Source organism: Cytobacillus firmus DS1 (genome assembly GCF_000565285.1).
GTDB classification, from domain to species: Bacteria; Bacillota; Bacilli; order Bacillales; family Cytobacillaceae; genus Cytobacillus; species Cytobacillus firmus_A.
The window spans coordinates 286,827-299,901 of the sequence record NZ_APVL01000002.1 but is presented as its reverse complement, the minus strand read 5'-3'; the positions used below and the strand labels follow the sequence as shown (position 1 = coordinate 299,901).

At 40.1% G+C, this 13,075-nt stretch carries 12 protein-coding genes, 1 tRNA gene and 1 pseudogene; 3 read left to right on the top strand and 11 right to left on the bottom strand.

The window, feature by feature from the left end; translation table 11 throughout:
• Window positions 1–201: 201 nt before the first annotated feature.
• From PBF_RS03940 to PBF_RS03930, 3 genes are read right to left on the bottom strand one after another with little or no spacing between them, the layout of a single operon-like run.
• Complete coding sequence (locus tag PBF_RS03940) at window positions 202–930, bottom strand: exonuclease domain-containing protein (protein ID WP_035327374.1); 729 nt, start codon at window positions 928–930, stop codon at window positions 202–204.
• Window positions 930–1,913, bottom strand: coding sequence for a DUF294 nucleotidyltransferase-like domain-containing protein (locus PBF_RS03935; RefSeq protein WP_035327371.1), 984 nt, complete (start codon window positions 1,911–1,913; stop codon window positions 930–932). The genes PBF_RS03940 and PBF_RS03935 overlap by 1 nt, the downstream gene beginning before the upstream one ends.
• A 34-nt stretch (window positions 1,914–1,947) precedes the next feature.
• The gene (locus tag PBF_RS03930; protein WP_035327368.1) at window positions 1,948–3,216 is read right to left on the bottom strand and encodes an ammonium transporter; all 1,269 of its coding nucleotides are present in this window, start codon (window positions 3,214–3,216) and stop codon (window positions 1,948–1,950) included.
• A gap of 267 nt (window positions 3,217–3,483) precedes the next feature.
• On the opposite strand from PBF_RS03930, the gene PBF_RS03925 reads away from it, so the two are divergent.
• Window positions 3,484–3,678: an alpha/beta-type small acid-soluble spore protein gene (locus tag PBF_RS03925; RefSeq protein WP_035327365.1), complete on the top strand. Its 195-nt coding sequence runs from the start codon at window positions 3,484–3,486 to the stop codon at window positions 3,676–3,678.
• A gap of 81 nt (window positions 3,679–3,759) precedes the next feature.
• A complete protein-coding gene (locus PBF_RS26985) occupies window positions 3,760–3,885 on the top strand; it encodes a hypothetical protein (protein ID WP_268745095.1) in 126 nt (41 codons plus the stop codon).
• 47 nt (window positions 3,886–3,932) lie between these two features.
• Here the strand turns inward: PBF_RS26985 and PBF_RS03920 are convergent, their stop codons facing one another.
• From PBF_RS03920 to PBF_RS03900, 5 genes are all read right to left on the bottom strand, one after another.
• Window positions 3,933–4,850: a COX15/CtaA family protein gene (locus PBF_RS03920; protein WP_430515278.1), complete on the bottom strand. Its 918-nt coding sequence runs from the start codon at window positions 4,848–4,850 to the stop codon at window positions 3,933–3,935.
• Window positions 4,851–5,155: 305 nt separating this feature from the next.
• Window positions 5,156–6,265, bottom strand: a complete 1,110-nt coding sequence (menC, locus tag PBF_RS03915) for an o-succinylbenzoate synthase (protein ID WP_035327361.1) — start codon at window positions 6,263–6,265, stop codon at window positions 5,156–5,158.
• A gap of 306 nt (window positions 6,266–6,571) precedes the next feature.
• Window positions 6,572–7,384 (bottom strand): GNAT family N-acetyltransferase, encoded by an 813-nt coding sequence (locus PBF_RS03910; RefSeq protein WP_035327359.1) that lies wholly within the window; start codon window positions 7,382–7,384, stop codon window positions 6,572–6,574.
• Between the two features lie 74 nt (window positions 7,385–7,458).
• Window positions 7,459–8,841, bottom strand: coding sequence for a YjiH family protein (locus tag PBF_RS03905; RefSeq protein WP_035327357.1), 1,383 nt, complete (start codon window positions 8,839–8,841; stop codon window positions 7,459–7,461).
• Between the two features lie 51 nt (window positions 8,842–8,892).
• Window positions 8,893–9,747, bottom strand: a complete 855-nt coding sequence (locus PBF_RS03900; RefSeq protein WP_035327355.1) for a MurR/RpiR family transcriptional regulator — start codon at window positions 9,745–9,747, stop codon at window positions 8,893–8,895.
• A gap of 503 nt (window positions 9,748–10,250) precedes the next feature.
• Between PBF_RS03900 and PBF_RS03895 the strand changes: the two are divergent.
• Window positions 10,251–10,558 (top strand): annotated as a pseudogene (locus PBF_RS03895) (PTS transporter subunit EIIC); the annotation flags it as partial.
• Between the two features lie 577 nt (window positions 10,559–11,135).
• Here PBF_RS03895 and PBF_RS03885 read toward each other — a convergent pair.
• From PBF_RS03885 to PBF_RS03875, 3 genes are all read right to left on the bottom strand, one after another.
• Entirely contained in the window at window positions 11,136–11,600 is a 465-nt protein-coding gene (locus PBF_RS03885) for a GNAT family N-acetyltransferase (protein ID WP_035327346.1), read from the bottom strand.
• Window positions 11,601–11,723: 123 nt separating this feature from the next.
• On the bottom strand, window positions 11,724–12,698 hold the full coding sequence (locus tag PBF_RS03880; RefSeq protein WP_035327344.1) for a proline dehydrogenase family protein: 975 nt from the start codon (window positions 12,696–12,698) through the stop codon (window positions 11,724–11,726).
• A 198-nt stretch (window positions 12,699–12,896) separates the two neighbouring features.
• Window positions 12,897–12,969: transfer RNA gene (locus PBF_RS03875), tRNA-Val, on the bottom strand.
• Between the last annotated feature and the right edge of the window lie 106 nt (window positions 12,970–13,075).

The following is a 13,075-nucleotide window of genomic DNA, read 5'->3' as shown; positions in this document are numbered from 1 at the left end:
GGAATACCAAATTTGCCCCAATCTCATAGTGATTGGGGCTTAGATGTATTTAAATAGGATTGAGAATTTGGACATTATTTGGACCATCAGGGGATTGAACACCAAAGATGCTTCAGGTTCAGACTCAAACTGGCTTATTTCCTGTTTTTCTGTCCGGTCTCGGCTTGAGACTCAAACTGGCTTGAACCTAAAGTTTCTTTTTCACCTTAACCTGGCAATGCACTCGTATACTTCTTTTAAATTTGAGCACCCTATTTTATGAACTTCTTCGATTAAGCAGCACCATAGGATAGCTGTCAGCTTTGCATCTCCCAGCGCATGATGGCGGTCCTTAACAGGGATGTTATAAAATTCACAGATATCTTCTAATTTCCATAATTCTTTATTAGGATCAGTTATCCTATATAGGAAGGAAGTATCTAATACCCTGTGCTTGAATGGCGTGCGAAAAAGCTTCCAGCTGCTGTACTGCATAAAGGTTTTCTCGTGGTTTGAATGATGGGCAACCAGCGGCATTTCCTTTACAAATTCAAGGAAGCCAATCAATACCTCCGAAAGGGGAGGAGCTTTTTCTAAATCAGCCTCAGATAGACCTGTCAGCTCCTTTATTTCACTTGAAAGAGGCTTATCAAAATGAACAAGAGAATAAAAACTGTCTTCACTGACTTTACCGCTAATAATTTTAACCGCACCAATCGAAATAATTTGATCCCCTTTATCCGGATAAAATCCTGTTGTCTCAATATCAAAGACAGCCACATTCAGTTTTTTGACTGGAATAGCCATTACATCAGTATTCTCCAGTTCCCTCTGCATTTGCCTTATAAATGCGATATGCTGCGGATTTTGACCATTCATCCCACCGAACATATTAGTTTGAAGTTTTCCTTGAATACTTCTGACAAATTGGACAAAAGGATGGAATCCCATTAAACTTCACTCTTTTCAATGGCCCGAATCACAAACCGTTGAAGCTTTTTGCCATCCTTTAAGATATTCTTCAATTCATTTCTTTCTGATTTAAGTAAGGATTTCAGCTGAAGGTAATGGGTATCATCATAAATATCGCTTTGCCTGTATGACTGGAGCCTCCATTCTAACAAAGCTGCAAAATTACATTTATATTTACCCATTTCCTCCTCATAACATTTCATTTTTTGGAGCTTGCCCATTCGGTCAATCGTGGATGTTTCTGATAACCCTTCCTTGGCTGCAAGGATCCTAATCGCATTTACATAAGGAATAAATGCGGCATGTTTTAAATCCAGCTCTCCTTGATGCTCCCCCTTTTCCTCTGTCAGAAGCTGGCCAAATGGACCAACCGATTTCTTTATATGCATACTGGTCTCCAACATCCTGGTCAACAAATGAGGGCATTTTTGGATGTTCTTGTGGATACAGGTCTTCAATTCAGCAATATACTCCTCTTTCCCAACAAGCACTCTGCTGTCATAAAAAATGTGAAGATTTCTTATCGTCTCTAGACTCTCCTCCTTCATCCACGCCTGAATCTGCCTTTTCCATTTAGAAAGCGGCTTGCACCACAACGGATTTGAACTCATCACTTTCCCTTCGCAATAGGGATATCCAGCTTCATGAAGACCTCTTGAAATTTCCTCGCCCAGCTGTAGAAAATACGCTTCTGCTTCTTCCTTTCCCGGTTCAAAAACCAATCCATGATCCTGGTCACTCAGGAAGCCTTGTTCCTTTCTCCCGCTGCTTCCCATCGTAAACCAGGCAAACCTCCATGAAGGTGATCTTTCTATTTTCAATTGCTCCGAAGCAATGGTAAAAACAGCTTTCATGGTGAAGTCGTGGAATTCATTCATGGCATTGGTATCATAGCGATATTTTATTATCTGCTCCTCTTTCCACTTTTTCAGGGATTGGTAAGAATTAAATGATGATTCCATCCAGGCACTTCCTTTAAGAAAGCTCGATTCTTGCTTATGAGCTTAATCTTTTATTTTCCTCAGCCATAAAGACTTCCGGATATCCGTAGCTTCCATGTTCACTTAAATCTAATCCCATAATTTCTTCTTCTTCGGATACCCGAAGTCCTCCCAATACTTTCTTGGCTGCGGCCAAAATAATGAATGATACAGCAAAAGCATAAAGACCGGATACAGCTACACCCATGAACTGGACTCCCAGCTGTTCAAAACCTCCGCCATAAAACAATCCGGGCTTTCCGACTGTTGCCAATTCAGGTGTTGCAAAGAAACCAGTGGATAATGTTCCCCAAACCCCAGCTGCACCGTGAACAGAAAGTGCAAAGATGGGATCATCGATTTTTCTCTTTTCAAAGAAACGCACACTGTAGAATACAAGGATTCCTGCTACAAACCCTATGACAACAGCTGCCCATGTATCCACAAATGCGCAGGAAGCTGTAATAGCGACCAGGCCCGCCAGCGCACCATTAAGCATTGTCGGCACATCGGATTTCCCCATAACCACCCAGGAAATGATCAGAGCTGATACTGCACCTGCTCCGGCAGCAAGATTTGTGTTAAGAGCTACAAATCCAAAGAACCCATCTTCCACAGTCAATGTACTCCCGGCGTTAAACCCGAACCAGCCTACCCACAGGATCAGCACACCCAGAGCTGTATATACTTGGTTATGCCCATAGATATTGTTAGCCGAACCATCTTTATTAAATTTTCCAATTCGGGGCTTAAGTAATATAGTAGCAGCCAAGGCTGCCATTGCACCTGTTAAGTGAACAACTGTTGATCCGGCAAAGTCCTGCTTGCCGTGTTCTGCAAGCCAGCCTCCTCCCCAAATCCAATGAGCAACGACAGGATAAACTATTGCGGAAAATAATACGGTAAAAATGAGGTAAACGGATAGTTTTGCACGTTCAGCAAATCCGCCAAGTGCAATCGTGATGGCAATACCGGCAAATGCCAGTTGAAATACGAAGAATACCGAAGAAGATAAGCCCATCTCTTCAAGTTCAGCACCTGAGTAAAAGAAATTTGTAAGCCCAACGAGGATATTTGCATTATCACCAAATATGAAACCAAAGCCCACAGCCCAAAACACTAATGATGATAAACCAAAGGTAAAGATCGTTTTTCCTGCAATATGACCCGCATTTTTCATCCTGGTAGAACCGGCTTCCAGCATAATAAATCCGCCAAGCATAAAAATGACTAAAATTGCTCCCAGCATTACCCACAGACTGTTCATTAAAAATGTGGCATCCAATTGTAATTCCTCCCTATTTTTATTGATGTAAGCACTAATATAAAATTTATGTTATATTTCCTTACATCATTTAAATTTAATCCTTATTTTACTCTTTTTTACACTGTTGTCAATAAGTATTTTGAAGATTTATAATTTTTATGTTATAAAATCTTACATGTTAAATTATTTGAATTGGCAATTTTATAGTTGCATCTGCTGTTCTTTAATCGGTTAAGTTAAAAACGAGCATTTTTTTGCTCAATTTATCGTCGGGAGTGATGTATCATGGCAAGAAACAAACTTTTGGTACCCGGTGCAGGAAATGTATTGGATCAAATGAAACAGGAAATTGCCAATGAGTTTGGAGTTCAGCTTGGTGCTGATACAACCGCACGAGCAAACGGTTCTGTCGGCGGGGAAATGACAAAGCGTCTTGTCGCAATGGCAGAGCAGCAGCTTAAAAACCGGCAAAGTCAATAAAATGTCTGCTGGGCTACCGGCCCTTCCCTGGGGCCGGTTTTTCTAACACCTAACAAGACACTTACCAATGGAGGCAGACCTATGACCAATAGAAATGACAACCGCGAAAGAAAAAACAAATATCCAAATAATAAAAAGCAGGATGCAGAGTTCTCCATAGAGACAAATATCCGAAGCGAAATTACTAAAAAAGATCTGCAGAAATAACAAAACAAAAAAGGCATGTCACTTGACTGCCTTTTTTGGTATTACTATCATCCATAATAATGATTACTTCTCTTTTCCCCAAGCCTTTTGATCCTGCTGGAAGAGGAGGCAAATACTCCCGCCTCACAGATAATTGCAAATAATGCTGTCCCAAAAGCAAGATGGAGAACAGCCCAGGATATTTCAATGTAACTTATAATTGTCAGTATACCGATAATGATTTGACCTAAAACCAGCAGGGAGGCAGCGATAAGCCGATTCTGCAATCGAACCTCCCATCTATTCTTTAATGAAAGATATGTAAGAATAAATATGTAAAAGGCCAAAACCCCGGCCAGAAGCCTGTGTCCGGTCTGGATCATTTCCGGAAAAGATACTGGCATAAAGCCATTTGTACATTCAAACCAGCTGCAGGCCAATCCAAATGATCGGTGTTTAATATAAGCACCAAGAAATAAAGTAAGAAGCAACAATATCAACACTACTTTAAATTGGTTTTGAATACTCTGATCTATTTTTATTTTAGCCCGGGATGGCTGTTCATCAGCACGCCGCCAGATCAAGATTAGTAAAGCAAGGAAAACCATCGCTACCATAAGATGAACAGACACAATTATAGCAGGCAAGTCCAGCCAAACCACAGCCGCCCCCAGTAAAATTTGAATTATTAAAAGCAGCATCAGTACCTTAGAAGCTTTATCAAGATCCCGCACCTGATTTGATTTTTGAATATTAAAGTACAATACAGCTGTCATTATCCCAAGTATTGCACCGATAATTCTGTGCGCAAATTCAATTAAGGTATCTCCTTCCAATACCGGAATCATCAGCCCATTGCATAATGGCCACTCCGGCCCGCACCCCATGCCAGACTCCGAAGATGCCACATACCCGCCAAATACAATTAAAATATAGGTTAGGATAATGGTTAAGAACGCCAGCCGTTTTATCTTCAAACTATACACTCCTTATATTGCAAAATTCTAAATTTTAAATCAGTTTATCAAAACCTGGACAAACTTTCGGTGATATGTGTCACAATATAAGAAAAATATAGGGAGTCAGATGCAATCCACACAGTAAAACGCCAGAGTTCCCTCTGGCGCTGCATGGCTTTTTATCGCAGTCTAACGGGCAGTAAGCCCCCTACCTCATAACTCAGCGGAATCAAAGGAGAATAAGCGGGGTCAAACTGCCCATGAAGGCCCGATTGGTTCAACTAACAATCAGCGGGGATAAGGTACCCCCCACTGATTGAAGTTTCACTTTTTTAACTTGAAAAAGTCCGGCTGTAAAGAGTTACATCCTCTATTTTAGAACGATTAGGCTCAAAGCCTATTCCTGGGCCCTGTGGCACGAATATAAACCCACCTTCCATAGTGACTTCAGGTTCGATGATATCTTCTCTCCAATAATGAGAAGACGGGGCTGTATCACCAGGAAGCTTAAAATTGGACAGTGAAGTAATGGCAATATTGTGCGCACGGCCTATTCCAGCTTCAAGCATTCCGCCACACCACATCGGAATGTTATGATCTCTGCAAAGGTCGTGAATTTTTTTGGACTCTGTCAGTCCGCCAACCCGGCCGATTTTAAGATTTATGATTCTGCAGCTTCCAAGCTCAATCGCTTTTCTGGCATCCTCAAAGGTATGTATACTTTCATCAAGGCAAATTGGCGTTTTCAGATGACTTTGAAGTTTGGCATGGTCGATAATATCATCATGATCTAAAGGCTGTTCAATCATCATTAAATTAAACTCCTCCAGCCTTTGAAGGTGATCAATATCATTAAGAGTATAGGCACAATTGGCATCAGCCATAAGCTGTATTTCAGGAAATTGGGCACGGATGGATTTTAAGATATGCACATCCCAGCCAGGCTTAATTTTTACTTTGATCCGCTGATAGCCTTCATTTACATATCCTTCAATTTGCTTAAGCATTTTTATTTCTGACTCCTGAATGCCGACACTAACGCCCACTTCTATTTTTTCCTTTTCTCCGCCCAGAGCTTTTGAGAGCGGAATCCCTTTCTCCCTGGCATAAAGGTCCCAGATAGCACACTCCAGCGCTGCTTTGGCATTAAAATTTCCCCTGATTGGCCTGAAAGCCTCTGAAACATCATCAGGGTGCCGAATATCTGATGCAAAAAGGATCGGTATTAAATGATCACTCATAATATGCCAATTTGTTTTAACTGTTTCTTCATTATAGATTGGCTCCATAATGGATACCGATTCCGCCCACCCTGACTGTCCGCTTTTTGATTTAACTTCTACCAGAATAAAGTCCTTATCCACTTCTGTTCCGACACTTGTAGTAAATGGATTCAGCAGCTCCATTTTTACGTGCCTTAAAACGATGTTTTTAATTTCCATTTTCTCATTCTCCCGGCATTATCTCTTTTCCGAAGGCTCTTTTCGTATAAATTGTTGTTTTCGCCTATCAATGTTGTCCGTTGTTTTCCGCTCCAGGCTGCTCCCTTTCCGCGGGGCGGGCGGTGAGCCTCCACAACGCTCCGCGTCTGCGGGGTCTCACCTGTCCCACTACTCCCGCAGGAGATTGAATAAGCTCCCTTGAGTAAACACCGCATGAAGAAAATGCGAATGCATTATCGGGGATCTCGCACCTTCCGCTCCAATCAACTCAGCAAATTAATCTAAGTTATAAAAAAGCAACAAAATTTACGAATACAGCTTTTCCAAAAGATAAAAGTATTGATTTTCCTCAGCCTCGTCCTTAATAAGATCTGTTACAATCCAGCCTTTGCTGAGATAATGAGCAAACGCTTCTTTCGTGTTCTTTCTCCATTTAAGAGCCAATTCAAAATCCCGCTTTTTTATGTCCTGAAAATTCCCTGGGACTGGTATAAGAATTTTTTCATTTTCATAGTCTAAATTTACGTTTTCAGGGACAACCAAACCATCAGCGGTCCCTGTTTCTATTGCCCTTGGCAGAACTTCAGCAGACCATCGGCGTTCAGGACAAACATCCTGAATTCGCCACTCCACTAAAAATCGATCAGATGGTATACCGGCATTCATATGGTCTGCCATTTCACCATAAGCATTTTCTATATATTGAGTGCATACAGCCCCGAGCTTATGAAGATTGAGATTGGCATTTACAGTTTCAAGAGGGTCGTATGTCCATGAAACGAGATCATAGCCTTTCTTAAGTGCAGTCTGTTTTTGCGCATTTTTCAGCTTTTCACCAATCCCGAATGCCCGATACTTCGGGTGAATCCCAAGGCTGTGAGAACAAAGATATACCTTTGTGCCGTCAAAGCCGGGAAAGCTGTATTGAAAACCGATCAGTTTCTTTCCCAGGAACGCGCCTAACACAAACCCTCCATTTTTAACCGCAGCCACTGTATGATTAACCGGCACAGCTTCTTCCACACTCCATATTCGAGTTTCAAGTTCGTATACAGCTTCTAGATCCTTAACTGTATGAAGGTTTTTAATTTCCACTGATGTTAACGCTTCTTTCTGCATAACCTTCCCCTTTCCTGCATATCCAAAAATACGCGGCCTTTATGCTGCCCTTATTACGAAATGCTATAAAGTCCCTAAAAAATAATGTGAGCCACAGCTGCAACAATTGGCAGCGTTATAATAGTACGCAGAAGGAAAATAAGAATTAAATCCTTTATGCTGACAGGAAGATTTGATCCTAAAAGCAGGCCTCCCATTTCAGACATGTAAACGAGCTGCGTTACAGAGACACAAGCAATGACAAATCTTGTCATTTCACTTTCAATGCCGCTGCCGATGACAGCGGGAAGGAACATGTCTGCAAATCCAACCACCATTGTCTGGGCTGCTTCTGCCGCTTCAGGAATTTGCATAAGAGCCAGGATCGGTTCAAACGGCTTGCCAAGAATTGTAAAAGCAGGGGTGAATTCAGCAATCACCAGCGCAACCGTTCCAATTGCCATAACGATTGGCAAAACTCCCATCCACATGTCTAAAACATTCTCAAAACCTTCTTTTACAACTGCTGCAGCACTATTATTGGTACGCGCCTTTTTAATAGCATTATTTAATCCCCATTTTACAGATGTAGTATGAGAAGGAATGGAAGTTTCTTCCTTCATCTCTGTCCCTTCATAAGCAGTATCAGCTTTTCTGGATAATGGCGGAATCCGCGGCATTACTACAGCTGCCACCAGACCAGCAAGGACAATTGTTAAATAGTAATGTATAAAATATTGCTCTAAATTTAAATATTGAATAATAACAATCGTAAACGTAATGGAAACAACCGAGAAGGTAGTTGCTACAACTGCCGCCTCCCGCTTTGTATAATATCCTTCTTCATATTGTTTTGTCGTCAACAGGACTCCAATTGTCCCATCACCTACCCATGATGCCAGACAATCTAGAGAAGAACGTCCCGGCAGCTTAAAAACAGGTCTCATAACTTTAATCAGCAAAGCACCAAAAAATTCCAGAAGACCAAAATTCAAAAGAAGAGGAAGCAACAAACCCGCCAGAAGGAACGTAGTAAATAGGATAGGAATTAAATCATAAATTAAGAGAGCACCCGTATTCTCTGAATACACTGGCTGCAAACCAATTTCAAATAAAGTAATAATAGCAAAAATTGTTCCAAGCAAACGGGCTGCCACCCAAAATTTACTGACATTCAATAATTTGTTCAAATATAGACTATTTAAGATAAAGCCCGGTTTAAAAATTACTGCTATCAGTGAACCAATAACTGATAGAGCCATTATAGTAACAGTAATCCCAGGTATGGAAGCACCCAGCAACCCGTTAATTTGATTTGCTAAATATGCAACCGGGATGGTAATCCCATCATCTCCTTGAATCGGCACCATAAAAAGTAAAACCCCGACAAGTGAAGGTATTAAAAATTTTAAATAGTCCCCGGCTGTGTAGGATGCCGTTTCCTCCTGCTGAATCACCTTCTTTGAAAGACTGCTCATTCATTTTGCCCCCTTTTATTTTTCTTGTTTTAACTCCCCTGCTGTCCAGACTTACTCAAAAAACAGCTCTTGTTCAGCATACAAAACTTCCAGTTCCTGCTGTCTTTTTGCAATTTTTTCATAATCCCGTTCTTCGATGCCTGCAATCATTACCTCCAGTAAACTAATTACGGAAGCTATTGAATGATGTCCAGAATCCATAAGCTCATCCGTTGTAAGTGTAACTGCTGACATCTGCCCGATTGGCGACAGCTGGCGGTCTGTTATGGCAACAATCCTGGAACCTTGCCTTTCAGCAATAGAAGCAAGCTTTAACGCTTCCTTCCGGTATCGAGGAAAAGAAAAAATGATAACGGCCGATTGCTCTGTTAAATCACACACATCCTCAGGAAGAAAACCTTGAGGGTCTGAGATATAAACATTTCCCCTCATTTGTTTAAGTGTGTAATAGAACCAGTATGCAGCCGCAAATGAGCTGCCAAAACCCCCAATATAAACCCTGTCTGCCTGTATTAATGCATCAATCGCTTCCCAAACTTCCCTTTCATCAACCTGATCAAGCAATTGCCGAAGTAATTTCCTCTCTTGATCAATGACTCTCTTAAACAGGTTCTCTTTCTCAACATTTTCAATGACTGAGTCATTTTCAATGTAATCCCGCTGTTTCCCGGCAAGCCATTCTTTTCTGATTCTTTCCTGCATTTGGGAATAACCGCTGAAACCAAGTGCATACGCAAGACGAATGACTGTTGTCTCACTGACTCCTGCATTTCTCCCGACTTGAAATGCTGTTAATAAAACTGCTTCATCAGCATGCTCCATAATAAATTCAGCAGCTTTCCTCTGTCCTGGTGAGAGTGAGGAATAGATTTCTTTAATCATCTGGCTCATTGTTTTCTTATCCATGCCGGCTCCTCATGAATAGTGAAGGAAAAACTTCTTATGCAAAGTATAAAGCATGAAATGCTTCTCGAACAAGAAGAATTTTCACTATTCTAAATTATTTTTATCTATTTCCATCTAGGAATCTTTCTTCTACATGAAGGGAATCCTTCTTTAAGAGAATTTTAAAGGATGAAATACTTCTTTAGCAAGAGAAAAAATGTATTTTTAAAAATAAATATTAATTTTTATGCAGAACAACCATAGAATACACTAAGTTACTTTCTTATAGATGGATGATTTAATAACTATTTAACATTGGTAAGTACTTCGATATACTTAAACGTCTCTCAAACAATATTACGCAAACGATTGCTTCATTTTCCTGCCCATTTTAAGAAAATAATAAAACTAAATAGTATTTTCATATAAGAAATCCATGCATTCATCGAATCTTTTTTCGTCGAATATAGGGATGGTTTGTTAGCACTTTTATGAAAGACCATACAATAAGGGATAGAAGAACAATGAAAAAATTATTTTCTTTTGATTTCTGGCAAAAGTTTAGGAAGGCATTACTTGTAGCAGTGCCCGTAATGCCAGCTGCCGGTATAATGATTTCACTTGGCAAGCTTGTTGGCATGACGGATACTGACATGCATTTGCGCAATCGATCTCAAGAGTTCTGGAGGATATCGGATGGGCCATTATTACAAACCTTCATATTTTATTTGCAGTTGCAATTGGCGGTTCCTGGGCAAAGGAACATGCAGGCGGAGCGCTCGCAGCTCTTATTGCATTCATTCTAATTAATAGAATTACAGGCGGCATATTTTGACTAAAGTCTGGCATGTTAGGTAATTACGAGGCCACGGTAGTATGAAATAAAAGAGGAATTTCCCTTCTTTATTACCGAAAATAAAGACCAGGCACACTGGAAGACACAGAAAATTGTTGGTGTTAAATTAGTTTACAAAAACATTCCAATTAACTTTTATTCTTATCACCTTGGCTGGTGGGAAGATGAAGAAGAATCCTTTAAATTTCAGGCTGAATCTCTTCTTGCACATGCACCAAAAGACGAACCCGCCATCTTTATCGGTGATTTCAACAGTTCGGCGTATGTCCGCAATTAAGGTTATGACTTTCTCATAAACAAAGGGCTTATGACACTTTGGAATTAGCAGACTAGAAGGATTCAGGAAGTAACGGTTAAAGGCAAAATTGCCGGCTGGCACGAAAATAAACATGAGATGCACATCGACTTGATTTTTAACATCGTATCCGGTCCATCCCAAATATTCCCGAGTTATTTTTAATTGCACAAACAAACCTATCATTTCCGTTTATTATGGAGTGGAAATTAAAATGTAGCCATAAGAATTCCCTGACAATGGAGTCAGGGATTTTCTTTAGACCGTCAGCCTGTATACCGGTTCTGGATGAAAGGCCTGAAAAATCTCACCTGTCGGTTCAAAACCAACTTTCTCATAAACACGAATGGCCGGCTCATTCTCCTTGATGACAGATAGGTAGATTTCATTACACCTATACTTCTCTTTCATTTCCTCAATTACAAGTTTAATAGCCGGTATACCATAGCCTTTCCCCTGAAATTGATGTCCAAGCATAAGGCTGACAAGTTCATAGCGGTCATGCTCTTTATCCAGACCATGAGTCGCAAACCCAATTAATGATTCGCTATCGTATATAGCTTTACATGTCCAGCCGTTGACTGAAGCCAGAGCAATGAAAAAAGCATTGGAACCGACAAACCTTTCGAAAATTTGAAACTTCTTTTCCTGCTCTTCCTCAGATTTTAAATTAATAATCTCAAAAAAATTTTTCTCTGTAACAGGTTTCAGCTGCAAGTCCATTTCCGTTCCCTATCCTCTCATTCTAAAATATTTATTAAAATAAGATTCGCAATTCCAATCAAAAATTCCTTTTGAAATAGAAAAAGCCTCCCTGCTTACTTAACTTAGGGAGGCTCTTGCTCATTATTTTTTTCGCTTTTTTGTCAATCTGCCTAATAGGAAAGCTCCTGCTGCTACACCAATCACAGTATTCGTTTTCTTAGTAAATACCTGCTTGGCAACAAGGTTTAAGTTCTGCGGCCGTTCTGCCAGGCGCCTCATGAAGTAGCCGTACCAGTCATGTCCAAAAGGAACATATGTGCAGAAATTATAGCCTTCACCAGCAAGCTTCAGCTGCATATCCTTGCGGAAGCCATAGAGCATTTGGAATTCAAATTTATCTTTAGGGATATTGTTAGCCCTTACAAAATCTTTTACATGATTAATTACATTATGGTCATGTGTTGCAATTGACGTAAATTTGCCATTCAGCAGATGCCATTCTATTAATTTAATAAAGTTAGCGTCAATGTCATTTTTGTCCTGATAAGCAATTTCTTCAGGCTCCTTGTAAGCACCTTTTACAATCCGCAGCCGGAAATTCTGATATTTCTTCAGGTCTTCTTCAGCATCCAGGAAATAGGCCTGAATAACTGTACCGAAGTTATTGTATTCTTTGGATAATTCATCCAAAATGTCAAAGGAAGGCTGCAAACGCTTAGAGTCTTCCATATCCATATTCACAAAAATACCATAATGGCTTGCTTTCTCTACTATCTCCCTAACATTTTCAAGGCAGAAAGAGTAGTCAATATCAAGGCCTAATTGAGAAGGCTTTAAAGAGATATGTGCATCCACCTGATTTTCATGAATGGCCTCTATCACTTCTATTATTTGTTTTTTCGCTTCTGCCGCCTCTTCTTTTTTATATACAAATTCCCCGAGGTTATCAACAGTACAAGAGATGCCATGAGCATTAAGCTCTTTTATGCTCTGAATTGCTTCATCTAAATTTGTTCCCGCAACTACATTCTGCGCTCCCAATTTCAAACCATATTTCTTTGCAGCGCTATTCAGAAATTCGTTTTGGGAAAGGCCTATAAACAGATCTTTCAACATAGAAATATCCCCTAACTCTTGTAATTTCACAATAAAATTATAGCATAGATTTTCAAAAAAAATTATTTTGTGAATTTTTATATTTTAACGATTCCCTATCACTGTTTCGTTAAAACATCGCAGGAGTTCTCAGTTCAAAAGACAAATTCCCTGTGAACAAAAAAATGCCCGGCTATCGGCAGCCAGACAATTTAAGTATGATTCCGACTGGGTTCGAACCAGCGACCTCTACCCTGTCAAGGTAGCGCTCTCCCAGCTGAGCTACGGAATCGTTATGTATATTTCCCTGTATCGGGGACAATATAAAATATACTTCTTTTTAACTTAAAAGTCAATACCTATATTTTATCAATAAACTATCAGGTTAGGAACTTTAT